The organism is Nocardioides sp. B-3 (assembly GCF_024703895.1).
GTDB lineage: Bacteria > Actinomycetota > Actinomycetes > Propionibacteriales > Nocardioidaceae > Nocardioides.
Genome location: NZ_CP087968.1, coordinates 3438256 through 3459046, shown reverse-complemented (window position 1 = coordinate 3459046; position 20791 = coordinate 3438256). Strand labels below are relative to the sequence as shown.

Annotated in this window: 23 protein-coding genes and 4 pseudogenes; 16 read left to right on the top strand and 11 right to left on the bottom strand. The window is 66.1% G+C overall.

Annotated elements, in window-relative coordinates; genetic code table 11:
• Positions 1–168 precede the first annotated feature (168 nt).
• Positions 169–1215 (top strand): hypothetical protein, encoded by a 1047-nt coding sequence (locus LP418_RS22965; protein WP_257953825.1) that lies wholly within the window; start codon positions 169–171, stop codon positions 1213–1215.
• Between the two features lie 349 nt (positions 1216–1564).
• On the opposite strand, the gene LP418_RS34325 is transcribed toward LP418_RS22965, so the two are convergent.
• From LP418_RS34325 to LP418_RS22950, 3 genes are all read right to left on the bottom strand, one after another.
• Entirely contained in the window at positions 1565–1972 is a 408-nt protein-coding gene (locus LP418_RS34325; RefSeq protein WP_442939987.1) for a tyrosine-type recombinase/integrase, read from the bottom strand.
• A gap of 354 nt (positions 1973–2326) precedes the next feature.
• Entirely contained in the window at positions 2327–2605 is a 279-nt protein-coding gene (locus LP418_RS22955) for a hypothetical protein (RefSeq protein WP_257953823.1), read from the bottom strand.
• Positions 2606–2730: 125 nt separating this feature from the next.
• Complete coding sequence (locus tag LP418_RS22950) at positions 2731–3024, bottom strand: hypothetical protein (RefSeq protein ID WP_257953822.1); 294 nt, start codon at positions 3022–3024, stop codon at positions 2731–2733.
• A gap of 165 nt (positions 3025–3189) precedes the next feature.
• Here LP418_RS22950 and LP418_RS22945 point away from each other — a divergent pair, with 165 nt between their 5' ends.
• The 5 genes and pseudogenes from LP418_RS22945 to mobF all read left to right on the top strand — a co-directional run bounded on the left by LP418_RS22945 (position 3190) and on the right by mobF (position 8565).
• Positions 3190–3414, top strand: coding sequence for a hypothetical protein (locus tag LP418_RS22945; RefSeq protein ID WP_257953821.1), 225 nt, complete (start codon positions 3190–3192; stop codon positions 3412–3414).
• Positions 3415–3778: 364 nt separating this feature from the next.
• Positions 3779–4474 carry a hypothetical protein gene (locus LP418_RS22940; RefSeq protein ID WP_257953820.1) on the top strand — a complete coding sequence of 232 codons (696 nt, stop codon included), beginning with the start codon at positions 3779–3781 and terminating at the stop codon, positions 4472–4474.
• Between the two features lie 72 nt (positions 4475–4546).
• Entirely contained in the window at positions 4547–4996 is a 450-nt protein-coding gene (locus tag LP418_RS22935) for a hypothetical protein (RefSeq protein ID WP_257953819.1), read from the top strand.
• A gap of 187 nt (positions 4997–5183) precedes the next feature.
• Positions 5184–5732, top strand: a pseudogene (locus tag LP418_RS34320) (relaxase domain-containing protein); the annotation flags it as partial.
• A gap of 88 nt (positions 5733–5820) precedes the next feature.
• Positions 5821–8565 carry a MobF family relaxase gene (mobF, locus tag LP418_RS34315; RefSeq protein WP_442939986.1) on the top strand — a complete coding sequence of 915 codons (2745 nt, stop codon included), beginning with the start codon at positions 5821–5823 and terminating at the stop codon, positions 8563–8565.
• Between the two features lie 235 nt (positions 8566–8800).
• Here mobF and LP418_RS22920 read toward each other — a convergent pair whose 3' ends face one another.
• The 3 genes from LP418_RS22920 to LP418_RS22910 all read right to left on the bottom strand — a co-directional run bounded on the left by LP418_RS22920 (position 8801) and on the right by LP418_RS22910 (position 11083).
• Positions 8801–9298 carry a hypothetical protein gene (locus LP418_RS22920; RefSeq protein ID WP_257953817.1) on the bottom strand — a complete coding sequence of 166 codons (498 nt, stop codon included), beginning with the start codon at positions 9296–9298 and terminating at the stop codon, positions 8801–8803.
• A gap of 716 nt (positions 9299–10014) precedes the next feature.
• Complete coding sequence (locus LP418_RS22915) at positions 10015–10788, bottom strand: GSU2403 family nucleotidyltransferase fold protein (RefSeq protein WP_257953816.1); 774 nt, start codon at positions 10786–10788, stop codon at positions 10015–10017.
• Positions 10781–11083: a hypothetical protein gene (locus LP418_RS22910; protein ID WP_257953815.1), complete on the bottom strand. Its 303-nt coding sequence runs from the start codon at positions 11081–11083 to the stop codon at positions 10781–10783. Before LP418_RS22910 ends, LP418_RS22915 begins: the two co-directional genes overlap by 8 nt.
• A gap of 461 nt (positions 11084–11544) precedes the next feature.
• On the opposite strand from LP418_RS22910, the gene LP418_RS22905 reads away from it, so the two are divergent.
• Both LP418_RS22905 and LP418_RS22900 read left to right on the top strand, forming a co-directional pair.
• Positions 11545–12474 (top strand): hypothetical protein, encoded by a 930-nt coding sequence (locus LP418_RS22905; RefSeq protein WP_257953814.1) that lies wholly within the window; start codon positions 11545–11547, stop codon positions 12472–12474.
• 70 nt (positions 12475–12544) lie between these two features.
• Entirely contained in the window at positions 12545–12829 is a 285-nt protein-coding gene (locus LP418_RS22900) for a hypothetical protein (protein WP_257953813.1), read from the top strand.
• A 423-nt stretch (positions 12830–13252) separates the two neighbouring features.
• Here LP418_RS22900 and LP418_RS22895 read toward each other — a convergent pair.
• Positions 13253–14494 (bottom strand): annotated as a pseudogene (locus tag LP418_RS22895) (IS110 family transposase).
• Between the two features lie 659 nt (positions 14495–15153).
• On the opposite strand from LP418_RS22895, the gene LP418_RS22890 reads away from it, so the two are divergent.
• Both LP418_RS22890 and LP418_RS22885 read left to right on the top strand, forming a co-directional pair.
• The gene (locus tag LP418_RS22890; protein ID WP_257953812.1) at positions 15154–15348 is read left to right on the top strand and encodes a hypothetical protein; all 195 of its coding nucleotides are present in this window, start codon (positions 15154–15156) and stop codon (positions 15346–15348) included.
• Between the two features lie 244 nt (positions 15349–15592).
• Positions 15593–16051 carry a GNAT family N-acetyltransferase gene (locus LP418_RS22885; RefSeq protein WP_257953811.1) on the top strand — a complete coding sequence of 153 codons (459 nt, stop codon included), beginning with the start codon at positions 15593–15595 and terminating at the stop codon, positions 16049–16051.
• Positions 16052–16135: 84 nt separating this feature from the next.
• Here LP418_RS22885 and LP418_RS22880 read toward each other — a convergent pair whose 3' ends face one another.
• The 3 genes from LP418_RS22880 to LP418_RS34310 form a co-directional block, all read right to left on the bottom strand.
• Positions 16136–16663: a hypothetical protein gene (locus tag LP418_RS22880; RefSeq protein ID WP_257953810.1), complete on the bottom strand. Its 528-nt coding sequence runs from the start codon at positions 16661–16663 to the stop codon at positions 16136–16138.
• Positions 16664–16948: 285 nt separating this feature from the next.
• Complete coding sequence (locus tag LP418_RS22875) at positions 16949–17269, bottom strand: helix-turn-helix domain-containing protein (protein WP_257953809.1); 321 nt, start codon at positions 17267–17269, stop codon at positions 16949–16951.
• A 1-nt stretch (position 17270) separates the two neighbouring features.
• On the bottom strand, positions 17271–17456 hold the full coding sequence (locus LP418_RS34310) for a type II toxin-antitoxin system RelE/ParE family toxin (RefSeq protein ID WP_442939985.1): 186 nt from the start codon (positions 17454–17456) through the stop codon (positions 17271–17273).
• Positions 17457–17761: 305 nt separating this feature from the next.
• Here LP418_RS34310 and LP418_RS22865 point away from each other — a divergent pair, with 305 nt between their 5' ends.
• From LP418_RS22865 to LP418_RS22840, 6 genes and pseudogenes are all read left to right on the top strand, one after another.
• A complete protein-coding gene (locus LP418_RS22865) occupies positions 17762–17908 on the top strand; it encodes a hypothetical protein (RefSeq protein WP_257953807.1) in 147 nt (48 codons plus the stop codon).
• Between the two features lie 79 nt (positions 17909–17987).
• Positions 17988–18194 carry a hypothetical protein gene (locus LP418_RS22860; protein ID WP_257953806.1) on the top strand — a complete coding sequence of 69 codons (207 nt, stop codon included), beginning with the start codon at positions 17988–17990 and terminating at the stop codon, positions 18192–18194.
• Positions 18195–18227: 33 nt separating this feature from the next.
• A pseudogene (locus LP418_RS31360) lies at positions 18228–18950 on the top strand (replication initiator); the annotation flags it as partial.
• Positions 18951–19056: 106 nt separating this feature from the next.
• Entirely contained in the window at positions 19057–19707 is a 651-nt protein-coding gene (locus tag LP418_RS31355) for a replication initiator (RefSeq protein WP_336276121.1), read from the top strand.
• 149 nt (positions 19708–19856) lie between these two features.
• Positions 19857–20132 (top strand): annotated as a pseudogene (locus LP418_RS22845) (nucleotidyltransferase domain-containing protein); the annotation flags it as partial.
• Positions 20129–20320, top strand: coding sequence for a hypothetical protein (locus LP418_RS22840; protein WP_257953803.1), 192 nt, complete (start codon positions 20129–20131; stop codon positions 20318–20320). The pseudogene LP418_RS22845 and the gene LP418_RS22840, both read left to right, overlap by 4 nt.
• A gap of 162 nt (positions 20321–20482) precedes the next feature.
• Here LP418_RS22840 and LP418_RS22835 read toward each other — a convergent pair whose 3' ends face one another.
• Positions 20483–20788 (bottom strand): nucleotide disphospho-sugar-binding domain-containing protein, encoded by a 306-nt coding sequence (locus LP418_RS22835; protein WP_257953802.1) that lies wholly within the window; start codon positions 20786–20788, stop codon positions 20483–20485.
• Positions 20789–20791: the final 3 nt, after the last annotated feature.

Below are 20791 nucleotides of genomic sequence, written 5' to 3'. Positions count from 1 at the left end.
CGGGTTCCGCGACCACTTCCAAGTCCTCTACGTCGACCACGCCAACCACAGAAGCGGCCGCATTGTCGACGACTGAAGGCATCATTGGCGCCATGACCAATCCCGACCTTCCGAGGTCGGAGAGTGCAGTTGAGCATCGTGGAGACCTGACCAGACTGGAGATTCACTGTGAGCGTCGACGAACTGGCCCAGCGCATCCGGGCGCGTGCCGCCGAGACGGGCGCCGACGTCGTTATCCTTCCCGAAGGCGTCGATCAGCAAACGGGTAAGGGCGTCTACGCGCAGGACACCTTGCTCCTCGTCAAGCGTTTGCGTCATGAGGGCATCAATGCCGACTACCTTGACCGCACTGCCGACCGCTACTTCGTCACCCAAAAGAGCGCGCTGCTCACGCTCGCGGCGACTGTCGGAATCGGTATCGCAACCAACGCGGCGTGGGACGGCGTCAAGAAGGTTGTCTCGCTCATGCGTGGCAACGGCAACAGCCCGCTCACGATCATCGTCACCGACGCCAGTGACACAGCGCCGGCCGAGGTCTCCGTCAGTGGGTCGCCCGCCGAAGTCATGAGTGCTCTGGAGAAGTTGAAAGCGCGCCAGCTACTTCCCTCGATGTCGCCTGCACCACTGACTGCGGGGTCGACCACGGCCAGTGACGAGGTGCACGGCGAACCCGGCGAGGGCGAGCCGCCGACTCCTCACAGCCTGAAGCAGATCGAGGGCGCTCTGAGCGCGGGAGCCGGGTTGATTGATCGCAGCCGAAGGCTCCTCGAGGAGGGTCCAGAAGAACGGGCTGAGGGCGAGGCAGCCGCACGTCGTGCCTTGTCACACTTTCGTTCCGCATTGGACTGGGCCGAGGACACCGATCGAGAGGATGAAGCCCATGCGGCAATGGACGCGGCAGGTCGTTGGACCTGCGAGACGTTCGGGTGCGAATTGGAGTACACCAACGGGACCTACTACCGAACCTGCCCCGTCGACCCGGGACACAATCGAGTTGGCTTCAGCGTCGGTGGAGTGGCAACCAGAATCTGCTCACTATGCGACCGCGACTTCAGCGACTGCGAGCACGATCCTGCCCGAGAGTACTTGACGCCCGGAGGCAGTAGTCCGCTCGGTTACTGCCGGGTTTGCATGGAGCAAGGCTGCACCGAGCATCGGCGGCACCTCCAGTACCCGGCGCGGCCGAGGTTCGATCATCACCGAGATGCAACTTGACGAGATCAGTGTCGTCTCGAGGCCCGCCCAACCTGACGCTCGGATCCATCGTCAGGAGGTCACTCTCCGGTACCCGGAGGCTGGTCTGGGTGAGGACTTCTCTCCGGGCGCACCAGTTTGCTGCGAGCGTTGTCTAAGGCGTGTGGGGGGCTCATCCAGATGGAGGATCCCCTATTGGACAACGGCTGACCCGGGGTCGGGGCGGTTGGCCTCCATCGACGACAGACGCCCTCGGGGTGCGGACACCGTTCATGGGCGCGGCTTCTGGGCCGGGAATGCCTCCCACCCGGGCAGCGTCAAGTGGGCCAAGGGTGGGGTATCCCGGCGGATCCCCGTGCCAAAGTCGATGTCACTCGGCGCCCGCGCCACTAGGAGTTCGCTCGCGATAGACCGTCGCCACCGCGGCTCGGGATGAGCCGTCACGGTCGGGCCAGAGGTGGCCATACGTGTCCGGGGTCGTCTTGGCCGAGGCGTGCCGTAGCCGCGCTTGGACTACCTTGACGTCGAGCCCGGAGGCGATGAGCAACGAGGCGAAGTAGTGCCGGAGGTCGTGGAACCGGAAGTCGTTGGTCAGTCCCGCGGTCTCGCGGCAAGCTCGGATGGCGCGTTCGATCGTCCACGGTCCGGCGGGGTTGCCCCACTGGTCGCTGGCCGGGGAACCGCCCGTCGCCGAGGTGGATCGCTTCGGCGAGGAGATGCGCCATCTCCTTGGGGATCGGGATCGGGGTCCGACTGATGTCGGACTTGAGCGGTTCATTCAGCCACTGGGCCGATGGCGCCACTACGCCGTTGACGAAGTCGACGTCTTCGACCCGCAGCGCTGCTGCCTCGGCCAGACGCAGCCCGGCATGTGCGCCGAGCAGGACCGCCGGTCGCACCCCAGCCGGTACAGCGTCGTACAGCGCCCACACCTGTGCCGTCGTCGCGACGTACGGGCGTTGCTTTCCCATCCCGGGAGACGTCCGCCGCGAGCACGGGTTCCGCGCGACGAGCCCGTCATGGACCGCATCGGTGAAGAGCTGCGAGAGCCGGGAATGGAGTGCGTAGACATAGGAGTCGGCGCGGCCCTCTTCCTTGAGCACCGTGGTCCGGGCACGTACGTCGGACGGCTTCACTGCCGACAGCGGCACCCACTGAAGTGCGCCTTGATGATCTTGATGTGAGCCACGGCCTGCCGCACGGTCGACTTGCGCCGAGTGCCGTAGCCGGCGAGCCACTTGTCGCACCACTCCCCCATGGTGAGCTTGGCGTCCTTTGGTGTGACGTGATCGCCGCGCAGCAGCGCAGATAGCTGCTTGTCGATCCAGTTCTGGCCGTCGGCCTTCCGGTCGAAGGCGCGAGTGTGCTCGCGGCCAGCGTCGTCGACGTACCGCGCGCGCCAGCGGGTCACCTGTCCTGGCAACGGCCGACGGCACTTCGATGGTGTTGCCGTTCTCGTCCTTGACGCGTTTGCGCCAACGGTCCTCGACGGCTCCGCGTTGGGAGCGTCGCTGTCGGGGCGTGGTCCCGGGTTGCCTACTCATCTGTCCGCCGTAGCACCGATCGCCGTCCGAGGCGACGGCGATCGTCATGCCTGTGGAGAATCAGGCCACTCCTCGGCCTGTGGACTCGCGCTGCTCGTCGAGCCAGTCCATGACGTCCCGGCGCCAGTACCGCAGCCGCCGCCCGATGATGAAGCCGCGCGGGGCCGGTGTCGAGCACGCGCCAGTAGCGCAGCGAGGCGAGGGGCATGCGGAGCAGTTCGGCGACCTCCTCGATCGTGAGCAGTTCGTCGCGGAGGGTCGCGTCGCTGTGGGGGTATTCGGTCATGGTGAGCTCCTGCCTGTTGGGGTTGGTCCTACCCCTAAAGGTCGAGCGGGCGCCACGAGTGGCCACTCGAATGTCAGATCTCTATCGTTGCGTCTTTGCTTGCTTTTCTCAGCATCTCAAGGATAGAGTTTGGCGGAACGGACTTACACGATCGAAGGAGGATCAATGCAGACCATCCGGGTGAGCGACACGACGTACCGAGCACTCGAACTCGCTGCGCGCCTGACGGGCATGACGCCCGGTGGCGTTATCGAGAAGCTCGTCGCCCAGACCACCCAAGAGCCGGCCACCTCGTCCCCGGCGCCAACCCCAGAAGGTGTCGCCGTGTATGCGGACTACAACGGCGAGCGCACCGGGGGGCATCTTCGACCCCGTCACGACCCGCATTGACATCACCTCGGGTCGCACGGCGGGCACGAAGCACAAGACGCCGAGCGCTGCCGCGCGAGCAGTCGTCGAGAGCGAACGTCCGGGCATCGACTCGAATCGGAACGGTTGGACATTTTGGAGTCTCGACGACGGGACGAGCCGTCAGCTCAAGGCGATTCGCTAGCCGTCCTGACAGAACTCCCGTTATCTGACGAGGTCGCTGACAGGATGGGAACCCAAGATCCAGCACACCGAGGGAAGCCAGTGCCACCAAAGAAGCGACTGCTCGTGATCACCTGCTCTCCGCCGGATCTCGAAGAGCGGGCGATCGAACTCGTCCTCGAAACGGCTTCTGTTGCCCGCGGGCCGGGGGTGTGACTCCACGGTGAGAGGGCTGTTTGACCGCGGCGAACTGCGAGAGTTCCTCCAAAAGGTGCTCCGGGATGTCGCACGCCAGATCGAAGGACTTCCGGAAGACGAGGTGCTCGCACGATCGACCGAGGACCTCCTAGAAGAGCTCTCGGCCCTCGCGACCCTGAAGGTCCCCGCTCTGAGCGACGACCCTGTCGACGGCAAGGTCGACGAAACCTCTAAGCAGGTTAGGGACCAGTTCGGCCGAGACCGTACTTACGCCGTTCGCGGGTTCACCATCGGTGCGACGTACGAATTCACCGGTGACAGTCGCCTGTTCCAGTACAGGCCAAGCACCCACCTGATGACGCGGTTCGAGGCGACGGTTGGAAACGGCCGCCTGAGCGTGATGTCAGAACAGACGGGAGACGACGTCGATCCGGCTCAGGCCCAAGCATCGATCGCTCGAATGATCGACCCGATCCGAACGGAGTTGGGGCATGTCGAGGCGGATGTAGGGGCTCACAACGCACGCGTCGCCGAACAATTGCGACCCATAATCGAACGACGCAAAGAGCTGGTTCAAAGGCGGAGGAGCTTGGCGGGCGCACTCGGCTTCCCCATCAGCAAGCGGCAAGACGCTCCGAAGTCCGTCCCCTTGGCGCGAAAGCAGATCGGCGCCGCCCGGAGCCAACGTTCCCGGCCCCCTACTCCGACGAGCCAGCTCTGACGACCCAGCAGTACGAGGATGTCATCAAGGTCGTCCGGTCGACCCTGTTGGCGATGGAGCGGACTCCATCTGTTGCCTCCGGGGAAAATCGAGGAAGAACTCCGCGACCAGATTCTCGTCCAACTCAACGGCACGTTTGAGGGTGGCGCTACTGGCGAGACCTTCGTCCAGAAGGGCAAGACCGACATCTTGGTGAAGGATGGCGAGCGCCATGTGTTCGTGGGCGAGTGCAAGTGGTGGAGTGGTGCGAAGGCGTGCAGCGAAGCCATAGACCAGTTGCTGGGTTACCTACCTTGGCGGGACGAGAAAGCCGCCTTGATCTTGTTCATCGACCGCAAGGACGCAACGGCCGTCATCGAGAAAGCAGACCGGGCGGTTCGCGACCACCCTGCCTTCAAGCGCGTTGGAACAAGCACCGAAGAATTGGCTGCTCGCCGCAACTTCGTACTCGGACACCCTGAGGACACCGATCGGGAGATCCGCCTCGCCGTCCTTTTCGCCGTCCTCCCCAAAGACGCCTGACCTCCACGCCCGACCTCCACGCCCGACCTCCACGCCCGACCTCCACGCCCGACCTCCACGCCCGACCTCCACGCCCGACCTCCACGCCCGACCTCCACGCCCGACCTCCACGCCCGACAGACACACCTCTTTCACCGGCCGCCCGTCCTTGGCCACTCGCACCCGATCGCCGGCCCTTTGGGGTGTGATGACGTTGCACATGCTGTCGGCCGAGTCGGGGTACGAATACCTGACACGGCAGGTGGCCGCGCTCGACTCGACCGAGAAGGGGCGCACCCCACTCGCCGACTACTACTCGGCCAAGGGCGAGTCGCCCGGTCGCTGGGTCGGCTCCGGCCTCGTCGGGCTCGACGGCGTAGCGGACGGCGATGTGGTGACTGCCGAGCAGATGAAGCATCTGTTCGGCACCGGCTCGCACCCGCTCACAGGCCGGGCTCTCGGGACGGCGTATCAGATCTTCGACAACAGCGCCGTCGACGAGTTCAACGCCGAGGTCGGGCGCCGGGTGCGGGAGGCTTCGAGACGCGGCTCCGTCGCCCCTCAACCAGTGGGCAAGTTGGCGGCTCGGATCCGAACCGAGGTCGCCCGCGAATGGTTCGAGCGGGACCATGGGCGTAGCCCGGAGAGCGCTCGTGAACTCTCCGACGCCGTCCGGCACTACACGCGGCCACGGCACACGGCGGTCGCTGGCTACGACCTGACGTTCAGTCCGGTGAAGTCGGTCTCGACGCTCTGGGCGGTGGCGCCCGGCGAGGTCGCTCGCGTGATCGAGGCGGCGCACGAGGCCGCCTGTACGCGATGCCCCGGACTTCATCGAGCGCGAGGTGCTGTTCACGCGCGAAGGCCGAGGGGGTGCCCGGCAGGTCGAGACCCGTGGGCTGATCGCCACGGCATTCACCCACCGCGACTCGCGCGCCGGCGACCCCGACCTGCACACCCACGTCGCGGTCTCCAACAAGGTGCAGACGCTGCAGGGCAAGTGGTTGGCGATCTACGGCAAGGTTCTGCACGAGCACATCGTTGCCGCGTCGGAGACCTACAACACTGCCCCGGAGTTGCGGCTCACCGAAACACTCGGAGTGCGGTTTGTTGAACGCGCTGGGCTGTCGACAGGCTCCACCACCGGGAAGAGCAAGCGGCCGGTGCGCGAGATCGTGGGGGTCGACACGGCCCTGTGTCAGCAATGGTCGCGGCGACGTACGGACATCACCGTTCGGCAGGGTGAACTCGCGCGTGAGTTCCGGCAGGTCCACGGGCGACCGCCGACTCAAATCGAGTCGGTTGTGCTCGCCCAGCAGGCGAACCCGGAGACCCGCGAGGCCAAGCACGAGCCGAGGTCGTACGCCGACCAGCGCCGCACCCGGCTGGCTGAGGCAGCGGAGGTGCTGGGCTCCGAGCAGGCGGTGTCGGCAATGATCAGTGATGTGGTTTCGAGACGCCGCTCCGCGCCTCCTGATCCACTCGTGCGGATCACAGTCGACTGGACCAACGAGATCGCTGAGCGTGTGATCACCGAGCTTGAGGCCCACCGGGCGACCCGGCGAACGCAGCACGTGAAGGCGGAAGTGCAGCGCCAGTTGCGTGGCGTTGCGCTACCGATCGACCGGGCGGGGCAGGTGGCCCAGTTCGTCGCGGACGATGTTGTGTCGCACTCGGTGAACCTCACCCCCGACGCCGATCCGATCGCTGACCCCACGGCCCTTCGACGCTCGGACGGCACCAGCGTCTACCGCCACACCGGCACCGATCACTACACCAGCCAGCGTCTCCTCGACGCCGAGCGGCGGATCGTCGCCATCGCTGGCCCAGTCGGCGGGGCCGCCCGGACAGTCGACGAAGTGGCGTGGTCGGTGTTGGTCGCGCGACTGCACGACGTACCCCTCAACCGTGGCCGGGAGGCACTGGTGACCGCGATGGCCACCAGCGGTCGGCGGGTGCAACTCGCCCCGGCGCCCGCCGGGTCCGGCAAGACGACCGCGATGCTGGTGCTCGCGGCGACGTGGACCGCACGCGGGGGCAACGCCGTCGGGCTCGCGCCGTCGGCGGCAGCCGCGGCCGCGCTCGCCGAGGCAACGGGCATGCCCTGCGAAACTCTGGCCAAACTCGACCACGACCTCGCCCACTCCCCCGGATCCGCCCTCGTCGCGTCGATCCAACCGGGAACACTCGTGGTGATCGACGAGGCCGGGATGGCCGACACCCTCACCCTCGACCGCGTCATTGCGTACGCCGCTGCGCGCGACGCCGTCGTCCGGCTCATCGGCGACGACCAGCAGCTTGCGGCCGTCGGCGCCGGCGGGGTACTCCACGACATCGTCACCACACACGGTGCGCTACGTCTCGACGAATTGGTGCGGTTCGCCGACCCGGCCGAGGCGACCGCGTCACTCGACCTCCGCGACGGCGACAACGCAGCGCTCGGGTTCTACCTCGATCACGAGCGTGTCCACGTCGGCGACGTCGACGGGTGCGCCGACGACCTGCTCGACACGTGGCAGCGCGAGCGTGCTGCTGGCCGGGACTGCGTGATGCTCGCGCCGACCCGCGACCTCGTCCGCCAGCTCAACCTCCGAGCTCAGAGGGCTCGTGATCTGCGCGGCCCGTCAGTGCGGTTGTCCGACGAGTGTGACGCCCGGGTCGGCGACGTGGTGATCACCCGTCGCAATGACCGACGCCTCGGCATCAGCGGCAGCGACTGGGTCAAGAACGGTGACCGCTGGATCATCACTGCCACCAAGGACGGCAGGCTCTCGGTGCAGCATCGAGATTCTGGCCTGCACACGATGCTGCCCGCGGAGTACGTCGCCGAGCACGTGGAGTTGGGCTACGCCTCAACCGTCCACACCGCGCAAGGCCTCACCACTGACGTCATGCACGGCATCGTCACCGGCCAAGAGACCCGTCAGACCCTCTACACGATGCTCACCCGCGGCCGGATCGAGAACCACGTCCACGTCGTGCTCACCGAGGCCAACGACGACCACGCGCTGCCCTCGCCGAGGCTGGATCGTGCCCGAACCGCCACCGAACTACTGGAAGGGATCGTGGCCCGCGACGGTGCCACTGCCTCGGCGACGACCACTCGCGCCGTCGCTGCCTCCCCCGAGACGCAATTGAAGACGGCCGTCGCGAGGTACGCCGACGCTCTTGCTCTCGCTGCGTCGAAGCTGCACGTCGACCTCGAGGAGGCTCCCGTCGGGCCACTCCCCGGCTTGCCGGTGTCCACGCCGACCGGCCGAGCATCCGGCCCGGGGTCCGTACCTCGCCGGCCACGCCCGTCGCGTCTCCACCCTCACCACCCGGGTTCGCGACCGCGCCACCTCGACACTGCCCGAGTGGGTGCGCCGGCACGACGACGTACTCACCCCCGACCTCCGCGCCGACCTCGCCGTCTGGAGGGCGGCCCGCGGAGTCAGGGCCAACGACCGCACGATGGCCGGTCAAACTCCGAACAGCGACGACGAGGCGTCGTACCACCGCCACCTCACGCGCACGATCAACGCCCGCTACGGCGAAGCACTCAAGGTCTGGGAGGAGCGCATCGTCCAGTACGTCGGCACGCGCGATGAGGAGACCATCGGGCTGGCCAAGCAACTCGACAAGCTCCAGCGTCGCGGTGTCGACGCCGAGCTGGCCCTCAGCGTCGCCCTCGCGCGCAAGCCGCTGCCGGTTGACCGCCCCACTGCTGCCCTCGCCTACAGGATCAAGGCCCTCAACGGCACCACGCGTCGGGCGCCCGAGTCGGCCGACACGTTCGCGCGGCGTACGCAGCAGCCTTCTGGCCCTGCGATGGGTCTCTGAGCCCTATGCCGCGTTCTCGGCCCTGATGCAGTCCGGACACATCCACGGCTCGAGCGCGCACCGCTCGGTGACGGGGTCCCACGTCAGCGCATGTGCTCGGGTCGCCCGGAGCATCCACTCGCGACACCGGCGGTAGGCCGAGGCTTCTGGTGAGTCGCCGAGCTCTCTGGCCCATTCTGCGAACGCGAGGTCATCACCCTCCGACTCGAGGAGGGACTCCAGACCCTGCCCGCGAGCGAACGCGGCCACCCGGTCGAGCAGCTCGGCGACATGGCGGCGCATGGTGCGCGCCTTCGTCTGGTCAAGCCACGTGAGGATCTCCGGGGCATCCGGTGAGGTGACGCCAGCACGACCACGTTTCGGCTTCTTCAGCCACTCGGCATGCTCGGCGGCGGACGCAAGGATGCGAACCTCCTCGATCGTGATGTCGTCGACGGCGAGCATCCGCTCCACGACGGCGCGCAGGACGCGTTGGGCCTCGGGGTCCCGCTTGGGAACCACCGGGATCGCCTGCTCGCCGACCGTGTCGCTTGGTTGAGTCTTCGCATTGGTCCGATCCGCACGAAGACCTGCCTCGCCCTTGCCGAACTCGGCCTGAATGGACCGCTCGATGTTGCGAAGGATCGTCCTTCCAACAGCCCTCGGCGGAGTGCCGCCCTGACTTCGGATCTCAACCCACAATTGCCCAGCGACCAGACCGTCGATGTCCGGCGCGACATCGCACAACTTGGCACCGAGTCGCTTCTGCGCCAGGTACAAGTAGCCACGCCAACGCGACCGCGGCGTTCTCGTCGGTCATCGCGAGCACTGCAAGCGCGCGTATCGGACCATCGCGGTCGACCGGTGTCGCGGCGCTGAGCCACTTGGGTAGGTCGAAGAGGTCGTCGACGACACCGAGGTCAGGATCGTCACTGATCCACGCGGGCCATGCGTCCGCGCCGCGGTCATCTGGGGGTTGTCGACGTCGTCGACGCCGAGGATCTTCGCAATGCTCATGTGATGCTCCAGCCGAGCCTCGGAAATGGGGAGGAGCGGGCATCGGGAGCCGACGCTCCAAGTGCTTCGTTGTGAAGGGCCAGCCGTCTCCGGCGGTCATGTGCGCACCGAGCGTCACCAACGCCGGGCATCACCAGCAGGCTACGACCGACGCGCTCCAGATTATTGGAACCAGTACGGCGTGTCGCCTTGCTAATGAACCTTTGCGCACGTCGCCATCCTCAGGACATGAGGATGCGGAGCGCCGTCTGCCCGTTGGTCCGCCACTGCTCTGGAAGGGTGCGCCACTCGCGAGCATCATCGGGGAGCGCCCGAACCAGCGCCCGGAGTCGCGCCCTGTCCGAACCCGCGAGCAGCTCACGTGCGGCGTACGGATCCTCAATCACCGCAAGAAGAAGCGCGCCGTCCCGGAGATGGCGTTCCTTGTCTCTCGAGTCGGTCTGGTAGGCCGCGGCCTTGAGGATGACTGCACCAAACGGTGACGGGACGCTCACCGTGGTCGTGCGACCGGGCTCAATGGCCAGCCGCGCGTTGATGGTGCGACGCAGAGCTTGGGTGCCGCCTTCGATCGCGACCATGGTTCGACCGCGCAACTTCTCGACTACCCGCGGAGATGCATGGTCGGCGATCAGGACGTCGACGACGCCGGGTGCAGTGGTGACGAGATCCACGGTGGAGTCGCCGCGCCTGAACCGGTGCGCCGTGTCGGTCCGGTCATCGATCGATGGCTTGAACTCATACCCGAGCGACTCCAGCGCCTTGGCGGCCTCGGCGGCAACACCGCGGGTCGTCTCGACGTGGAGGACGATGTCGACGTCGTTGGTCGGGCGCAAAGATTCAATCCCCCGATGGATGCCGTGCAGCTGGGTCATCAACCCGCCAACGAGAGTCCACTTCTCGTGAGAGAGCACAGCCTCGATCTCGGCAACATTTGGCCGGGGCGCACCCCAGCCTCCCGGCGGGCTGGGTACGTCGATGGTGGTGCGGTCAACCACGAAATTCCTCCAACGCACGGTCGAGCGCGTCCACGCCTGCCCGTCGCTCACGGACCTCCAACGACTCGGCGAGGTCGATCGCGGCCAGCACGACACTTCGCTTCGCCAAGTCACGTACGACGTCAAGACCCATGGTCGTCGCTCGGAGCGTCACCCTTCCTTCGTCGTCGCGAATCAGGCCGTGCCTAGACGCGAGCCCGTCGACGTCTCCGACAGAGATGTAGCCGTCAATGTTGTTCGTCTCCGTCAGTCCGAGCCGGCCGGCCACATCGGCCGCGTAGACGAGCTCGCCCAAGAGGTACTGCCCGGCGCGTGAGTGGGCCCGATAGCGAGTGACCTCCGCGCGCTCTCGAGCCCCGCTCGACCAGCTCGGCTGCATCGAGCTGGCGAAGCCGGCCTCTGAGTCGCGAACGCTGGGTGTCTCCCATCCATTCAGCATCAGCGCCAGACAGCAGCGCAACCGCACCCCGGGCTGTTGCCTCAGACCACGCGCGCTTGTGCGATCCGCCCCGAACGGCCAATAGTCGAGCGACCGACGTTTCGTCGAGCACGCCCCGCGCCACTTGCCGCAGCTCTCCACGCGCGACTAGGTGCTGCACCTGACGTGAGGAGACGCCAAGGCGCTCGGCAGCCTCGGAGACAGCAAGCAAACCCATGACAGATAGTCTCATATATACGAACCTATCTGTCAACGCCGACGAAGGCCCTGACCGACGTGACCCCGAACCTGTCGCCTCTCGCTACTACTGTCCCCCTGTGGGCATCGAACTCGACGGGATCATCAGCGACTTCTCCACGATCGCGAACCAACTCGGGCTTCCCGGGTGGCCCGCGAAGTTCGACGTCGAGTATCTGGCGGCCCCTCACAAACCCAAGGCCTTGCGCCCCGGTCACGGGGCGATCTATGTCTTCGCACTGGCTGACGACGTCACAAGCGAGGCGGGCCGCGGACGCGTCCTGAAGGTGGGTCGCGTCGGTCCCAACTCGAATGCCCGATTCCAGAGTCAGCATTACTCACCAGCCTCGAGCCGATCGAACCTCGCGAACTCAATCCCGGGCTACCCGGCACTGTGGTCGTGGCTCGGAATCGATGACATGGACTCGTCAACGATCCGTGAATGGATGCTCACGCACCTCGACAGGGCGAACGTCTACGTGCCATCTGCCAGCGCGGAGCTGATCCCGCAGTTGGAGATGTACGTCCGAGCACGCCCTGGGCGGCTCCGTTTACGAGGGCTCGGCATGATCGACGTCCCGATGACAAACCGGCAGGTCGAGGACTTGACGATCCAACTTGTCCTGGAACGCGAACACGCAGCTGGCCGCTCCGCCATCGACACCCGGGGTAAGGGCGCGCTCGCCGACATCGAAGGAGACTGGCTCATCGAGGTAAAGGCGTTCGGAGGGTCAGCACGTGGCGCCGACCTGTGGCTGGAGACGCGCCGAGTCGATGCTGCCCTATCCGAACCGACGCGATTCCATCTCGTTGTGGTCGAGGCGATCAGGTCCAAGCACCCGCGCATCATCGACGTTCACGGCGAGCAACTCTCGCGCAACTTCTGGATCGCCGTCGCGAGAAGCGCTACTTCGAGGTGCCCTTCCCAACCGGCACGTATGACGCGCTTATCCAAAGCGAGCAGACGTAGCCATTCCGCTCCCACGCTTGGACAACTACCGATAGTCTGAGCCTGCGCACGTCGCGCAAGCCCACGTCGGGCGAAATGAACACTCCCTTGGGAGAGAAACGGAGAAAGTCATGTCGACTTCCCCCAGCAACACCTACCCGGACCTGCTCGCCGACAACCTCGGCAGTGGGTCTTTGTCATCTATCAACGTGTGGTGGGCGACGACCGAGCCGGAGCGCATCCACTTCGTTGTTGCAGACGGCCGTATGACCGACGACCTCGGCGAGAAGCCGGGCCTGCGACTCGTGTTCTCCTCGAATCCGAAGAGCGCTGACTACAACCCGGCCAACTTCAATCGCTGCGCTCGAATGCTTCGGGATGCCGGCAAGCCTGCCCCCGAACAGGACGTTCCCTGAACACAAGCGACACCTCCGCTACCGCGACGCCCTCTTGGGCGCGGTCAGCACCGGGTCCGCCCCGACCAAGGCCGCCACAGTGCCGGCCGACGCCGAAGTCTGCCCCACCTGTTTTGCCTACGTCGCGGACATCGGCAATCACAAGACGGCCCTCCACTGAGGCGCTGAAATTCCGCAGGGATTCCGCAGGAGAATCGCTAGGGGCCAAAATCAGCCAACTTTGGCCGACGGCCGAAATCAGCGTTTCCGCAGTTCAGAGCATGTTTTTCGTCGATCTCCGACACCCGTCAACACGGCTCCGGGGACTTCGAGCTCTATTACGACATCTGATTCAACGGTTTTCGACCGTTGCCGTTAGGTGCCTGAAATGGCCCCTGACGCGAAGATTCACCCCGAGCAGGTTGGGTCTTCGCGTCAGGGCTTTCAGGACACGTTGTCGAGGGTCACGCGATAGCCCATCGCCTCGAGTTGGTGGATGGCACGCTTCTTGGTTCGGCCGGGGTTGAGTCGGGTGAAGTAGTCGCCACCTAGGTCGTCGTAGAGGGTTCCGGTGGTGCCCATGTGCCAGATCGCGATGAGCATGGAGTGCTGGATCGCGACGTTGGCCTTCTTGGGTCCCCGCCGGCTCGCGATGCGTCGGTAGCGGGCGCCGTAGTAGGTGCGCGGGTTCTGCGCGCATGCCATCGCTGCCGCACCGAGCGCTCCTTGCAGGTAGGGATTGCCGGGCCGCGACTTGCTGGACTTCACCTTCCCGGCGGACTCGTTGTTGCCGGGCGTCGTCCCGGCCCGGGACGCGAGGTGCTTGGCGGACGGGAACCACGACATATCCGCACCGGTCTCGGCCACGACGACGTCGGCGGTACGGGTGCTAATGCCGGGGATGGTGCAGATCAGGTCGTGGAATCCCTGAAAGGGCTCCATCATCACCTCGATCCGGGAGGTCAGCTTGTCGATCGCGTCGGTGTGCCGGTCGATCAGGTCCAGATGGACCTGGACCAAGAACGCGTGATGCTCGTTGAACCGCCCGTTCAACGCCTCGGTCAGCTCGGGGATCTTGTTCCGCAGCCGGCGCTTGGCCAGATCGGCAAGCGCCGCGGGGTCGTGGTCACCGGCGATCAGCGCATCAAGCATCGCCCGGCCGGACACACCGAGGATGTCGGATGCGACAGCCGACAACTTGATCCCGGAGTCCTCCAGCAGCTTCTCCAGTCGCTGGGCCTCACGAGCTCGCTCCCCGGTGATCGCGGTCCGCGTTCGGGTCAGGTCCCGCAGTTGCCGGATCGGCTCGGGCGGCACGAACGAGGCCCTCACCGGGCCGTGCGCGCGAGTTGCGCGAGCCGAGCAGTCGCGTCAGCGACATCGCTCTTGCGACCGGGCACGGTCTTGACATGGCGCGCATTGACCAGCATCACCTCGACGCCGGGCAGGTCTTCGAGGAGATAGTAGAACGGCTTCCAGTAGTCCCCGGTCGCCTCCATCACCACACACGTGACGTGCTCGGCGACCAGATGCTCACGCAGCGCCGGGATCTGACCGGTCACCGACCCCCGGTGTCGTGACGGTCTCGACCGTCTTGCGCCGCCCGGCTCCGGCGACTCGGACACATACCTTGGCGTCCTTCTTCGACACGTCCATCCCCGCACACCGCGGGTGCACGACTTCCATCTCGGTCTCCTTCTCGCACGGACTCACGGCGTCCGTCGTGGGGAGGGCAGGGAGAAACGAAAGTCTGACGCACGGGCTCTACGGCACCAATCCACGGTTCCCGTGGAAGCCCTCCGCCCGCATGCTGACCTTCAGGCTCACAGGCACCACAGAGGCAACGGGGTCGACCACGACGAACAACGTCAGTCTGTGCCGCCACCAACGCGACCAGCAACAGCAAACGGCGCCGAATCTTCGCTCACCATGGTGAGCCTCGAAGACGGCGCCGTGCTGCTGACCCTGAAAACGCCTTCCAGCGGCTTCCGCGGTCAGGGGTCGTTTTTCGTCCTCTGGTGTACCCAGTGTGTAACCAGCGGACTTTTCAGCGGGCGGTATGAGACCCGGCTGGAGCAGGCGAAACAGCTGCCTCGAGGCACCGGTTTCTTCAGGGGCCGCGGGGTGCGCGAAGGGACCGGCCACCGGGCCGCATGCCCGGAGCGCGGGGCCCGCGGCGGCGCTGGCGGAGCCGGCGCCCTTGATCCTCTAGAGCCATGTCCAGCAAATCCGAGTGCTGCACCCGCCGGAGGCCATCCGTTCCGGGTCGGATGACATAGTCAGATATCCGCACCCACATGAGCGTGTGCCTCGCGCAACCGGGTGCGCGGGACCATACTCGGTGAATGACCTGGGCCAAGGCTGCGCTGACGGGTGGGTTGCTTGTGCTCCTCGCGACCTTTGGCATCGGCACGGAGAACGCGCTGTCCACTGTGGTCATGGGCCAGACCCAGCACCGCGGCCTCGCGATCCCCACATCCCGGCTGATGTCCGGAACCGACTATGAAGCGCAGCCGGGCTCGGTGGCCACCGACGATTAGAAGCGTGAGACAGCCTGCGGGCCCGTCGTTCATGAGTCCCGAGTGCTCGTATTCACGATCATGGGCGTGGGCGGCCTGCTTGCCCTCGTCGGGTGGACTGCCCTCTCAACGCGAAGGGAAGCCATGTCGCGCACGGTTACGCACGCCCGCGCGTAGGACGGCGCCAACATCCGGATCGGCCGCGATCCGCGCGCTCTGCCGACGATTCATCAGCGGAGCCAGAGGTAGTGACTACGCTCGCGGCATGGATGATGTGACCGTCGCAGGCGCCACCCCGGAGGATCTCAGTGAACTCGTCCAGCTCTTTATGGGCTACCCGGAGTTCTACGGGCGCCGGCAAGATGCAAGCAGTGTCGAGCGCTTCCTTCGTGACCGAGTCGCCAATGGGGACAGCGTGATCCTCACGGCCAACATTGGCGGACGGCTGGTCGGGTTCACACAGTGCTACCCAACCCGGTCGTCCCTTGCGCTCGCGCCAGCGTGGGTGCTAAACGACTTGTTTGTTTCTCAAGAGGGTCGAGGATCAGGGGCTGGGCGTGCGCTGGTTCGGGCGGCTGCCGACGCCGCTCGCGATGCGGATGCCGTCTATATCGCGCTCGAGACCGCGCCAGACAATGCGACTGCGCAGGCGCTTTATGAGTCTGAAGGATACGAACTCGACGACGAGTTTCTCCACTTCTCACTCGGTCTTACGGGCGCGTGAGCTGATGCGCTGATCCGCCGCTGACCGTGCACGGACATGCCGAGATTCTGATATCGCGCATCCGTCGCGAGCGCGAGCAAAGCCTCAGTCGCGCTGTGGCCAGCCGCTGGGATACGAGCCGTTGATCGTGTCGCCGTTCGCGTACAGCGACACGTCTCGGTCCACCTGCAACGCCTCGATTTCTGGGTCAGCAACGAGCGCCTCGATCAGCGAAGGAGTGCCGCCAACAATCGTCGAGTCGTAGTCGATTTCCGAGTTGACCAGCCAAGACCCGTCGTGCGGCCACCAGATCGTGGGTGAGTGCACGAGGCCCGTCTGGAACTCGGATGACAGTTCGGCTACGTCCGCCACGGCACTCGAGAAGAGCCAGTACTCGCGCCCGGGCAGCCTAAATCCGGGCTTGGCGCGCCATCGGTCAGGAGCGCTCCCGAAGCCGACCCACAAGGCGGACCAGCACAGCTTGGGAGTGGCAGTGTTCGCCGCCGGGTGACTGAGCAGGAACGGAAGGGTGATTCGATCGAGTGTCCCCAAAAGCGGTCCCGGGATCCGTTCTGCCTCCGGTTGGTGGGCCTCCCGCGCCAAGTCAGTGAACTGCGCGGCGGGATGGAACACGGTGCCGCGCTCTTCGGCGATCGCGGCCCCAGGTGGCTGGATAGTCGCTGCTGGGGAGGCCCCGGGTCGGGGCGATGGAAAATCCGGACGTACGCGGAGAACGTGTCCGTTGCCACGTCGATGACCCGGCCTCGAAAGTCGGGGATCGCCGACACCAACCAGTCGGCTGCCGCCATGTCGTCGAGAGGTCCCGCGGTCGGCTCTTTCCCCATGGTGGGAGGCTACCGCTGCATGGGTGACGAGCGTCCGGATCTGTTGCGTGGTTCGCAGCTAGGCGGGTTCGCCTCAGTCGCGGACGACGAGTGTCTCGTCGCCGAAGTCGGCGACGATCTTGAGGTGGCCACCGAGGCCCTCGACGTACGCCCGGAGGGTGCCGAGCTCGGTGCGGCTGATCTCTCCGCGTTCGATGGTGGACACGCGTGCTTGCGAGACCTTCATGCCAGCGGCGAGGGTCCTTTGCGAGACGTGCTGGTTCTTGCGGATCTCGGCGAGACGGTAGGCGCGGACCTCACCGGTCATCTGTTCGCGGGCGTCCTCGACACGGGTCTCGTCGATGAGGCCGGCCGCTGCGGCTTCCTCACGCACGTCCTTCCAGTTTCGAGCCATGTCATTCACCTCCGTGCTGTTCGGCCAGCCGAGTGTTGTACCTGTGCTCGGCGACCGGAATGTTCTTGTCGTACCAGCCTTTCCAGTTACCGGCCTTGTCGCCAGCTACGAGGAGGACTGCGCTTCGTGCCGGGTCGAAGATGAACAGGATGCGGATGGTCGTCCTCGATGGCCGAAGTTCTTTCATGTTGTGTCTCGCCGATCCCTTGATGCGATCGACGAGCGGCCGGCCCAGAGGTCGGTCCGTTGGCGGCGAGCATGTCGATGGCCGCGGTCACGGCGTTGATCTGATCGTCGTCCTGCTGGGCCAACCCGAGGAACCACTCCTCGACCTCGCTCAGCAGGATCACCTCCCAAGACACCATACGAATATAACTCTTACGTTGTAGCGGTTCAAGACGACATCGTCGCGCAATTTCAAGTGGACTCACGCCGACTCTTGCGATCATCGCATTTGCGTGTCATTCTCGTTGCATGATGCGATTCGTAGGCATGGGTGAGTTCAGCGGGACCGACCTCGAGGTCGCCTCGATCGTCACGGTCGAGCCGGACCCGGCCACCTTCGACGACGACGTCGTCAACGACGTAAGGGCAGATTGGACCGAGCGTCTCCGGGACCGCGCGGATTGCCATCCGTGAGGTGCGCGAGTCAGAGCGTGACCCACTCCTGTCCGAACTCGAGTCGCTGCGGCGGAAGCGCACCGAGATCGAGCAGCAGATGATTCTCCCGGTCGCGTACATGCGGGAGAAGGTGAAGCCGCGGCCGTACACACTGCAGCAGATCGCGAACGCAACAGGCATGTCGATCTCCGGCACACGAACGTTCTACGACGACAGCGACGTCGAGCTGCTCGAGGAGCGGATCGCGGAGGCACGGCGAGTCTTGTCCATCGATCGGGGCGAGTCCCCCGCGCGGACTGAGTAGTCCGGACGTCATGCGCCCGCGCGGGGAAATATCATGAGACTCAGTAACGAGCTCGTGGTGGCCGCTGCGCGCATTGAGGGCGTGTGTGAGCGGCCGATCCTCCGTCGGGTCACCGACCGCCTGACGGGCGAAGTCACCTCCGTCCCGATCCTGTGCGGCTCGACCCGGGAGAACGCTTGCAAGTCCTGCGCGGAGAAGGCCCGACGGCTCCGGATGCAGCAGTGCCGCGAGGGCTGGCACCTGAGCGAGGATCCGCTGCCGGAGGTTGACACTCCCCCGGATCCCGAGGACTGCCGGGACGACGACGCAGACGATGGAGCCAAACGGCGCATCCGTTCGACCCGGCGCCTGAGCGGTTTCCCGGAGCTGCCCAAGGTCCCGGCCGAGAATTGCTCGATCGGGCGTACCTTCACCGACCCGAAGACCGGCGCCGAGTTCCGCCCCTCGATGTTCGTGACGCTCACGCTGCCGTCGTACGGCCCGATCACGCCGGGCACGGGCACCCCTCGACGAGCGGGTCGCTACGACTATCGCCGCGCTGCGCTCGATGCGCTGTTCTTCCCGCGCCTCGTGGATCGCTGGTGGCAGAACCTGCGGCGCTGCGCGGGATACAAGGTGCAGTACTTCGCCGCGGTCGAGCCTCAGAAGCGGCTGGCTCCCCACCTCCACGCAGCGTTGCGAGGTGCGATTCCGCGACGCGTGATCAAGGACGTCACAGCCGGGACGTACTGCGCTCTGTGGTGGCCTTCGATCGACCGGGTCCGCTACCCCGACGCGAAGCAGCTGCCCGCCCGGGACGCCGATCTCGGCGGCTATGTCGACCCCACCACCGGAGAACTGTTGATGTCCCGGGGAAGCGGCACTGGGCCGGGTCGACGCCGACGAGACCGCGGAGCCGTTCCATGTCCTGTCCTTCGGGGAGCAGGTCGACATCCGGGGCCCGGTGGGAGATCGCGAAGAGGCCGGTCGTGCCGTCGGCTACCTGTGCAAGTACCTGACGAAGTCGATCGTGGACACGTTCGCCGACGAGGACCACGTCGACGTCGAATACCGGGCGCACACCGACCGGCTGCACGCCGAGCTGCGGTGGTTGCCGTGCTCGGAGTCGTGCGCCAACTGGCTTCGCTACGGGATCAACCCGAAGGATCCGGCGCCGGGCCCGGTGCCCGGCGAATGTGATTCCAAGGCGCACACGCGAGAATGCCCGGGGCTCGGTGGGCGCCGCGTGCTCGTGTCGCGGCACTGGACCGGGAAGACGCTCGAGGATCACCGCGCCGATCGGGCGACCGTCGTACGGGCCGTGCTTGAGGAGGCCGGTATCGATGCGCCAGATGTTCGCCGGCTGGCCGCGGAAGTGCTGCACGCGGATGGGCAGCCTCGGTTCGTCTGGGAGGACGTCCCTGTCCGGGAGCGCAACTACACGCGCACGATCTCCGCCTCCATCCGGCAGCGGAGGCAGTGGCGGACCCAGTACGAGCAAGCGAAGGAGCTCGTCGCCGCGCGACCACCATGAGCCTGTGGACAACTCGTTCGGCAACCAGTCCCCCGCGGCCCGCCCGATAGCCAGCCAGCAAGGTCTCCGTCCCGGCGGTCAAGGGTGAGCGACAGCGAATCACGAAGTGACCGAAGGCCCTTGAGGGCCGGGCGGCGCCGGACGTCGAGGCCGTCATCGTGTTCGGATCCGTGGCCCGCGGGACAGCACGCAACGAAAGCGACATCGACCTCGTGGTGATTGCTCCGGTGGAGTGGGCCGGCCGAGCGGACATCCAGCAAGCTGTGCACGAGCGTCTCGGCAATGCCTGCGACGTACTCCACCTGACCCGCGAGGACTTCGCCCGCGCTCCGCAGGAGCGGGAGCCTGCCGTCGCCGAGATCCTCCGTGACGGCCTCGCGCTGGTCGGCAGCCTGCCGCGGCCCAGTCGAGGGAAGGCGTCATGACCTCCGCCGAGAGCACCAACTACGCAAAGCGCTATCTCCAGAAGGCTGCCCTACGCGAGCTGATCGCGATCAGGGGCGATGTGGAGTACGGCACCGCACTCGTCACGCTCGCAAGGGCTGAGCCACTCGTCCGGCGGGCGCAGACCCTCGTGGCCATGGCGACGCAGATCGTGCACCCCGGCCACTGAGGTCGTGCGCATGCTTCCCCCAGCGGCCGGAGTTCGACGCAGGCGCGTCGCGTTGGCATGAGTCAACAAGCGGCTGCTTCCAGCGCCGCGACTGCGGCGTACGGACCCGGTAGTGCCTTGCACGCGTCGGCGAAGTCGACGCACGCAGCGCGCATGGCGTCGTCAGCGAGCACCTCGCGGGAGCGAGCTCCGATCTCGTCGGGCGTCACGGTGGTGGCGTCGAGGGTTGTCGCCGGTGCCCAGCTCACCGGCGCGCATAGCGTTGTGCGGTTGATCCGCGCCCAGCGGCAGGAGCAGGGACGGGAGTCCGTGTGCGAGCGTGGCCATCAGGCTTCCCGAGCCACCGTGCGAGACGACGAGGTCGACGGCTGAGAGGACATCGCCCTGTGGCAGGAATCGTTCCACTCGCACGTTGGTCGGCTGGGGTCCGAGGTCGGCCGGGTCAGTCCCTTGTCCGACGGTCGCCACGAC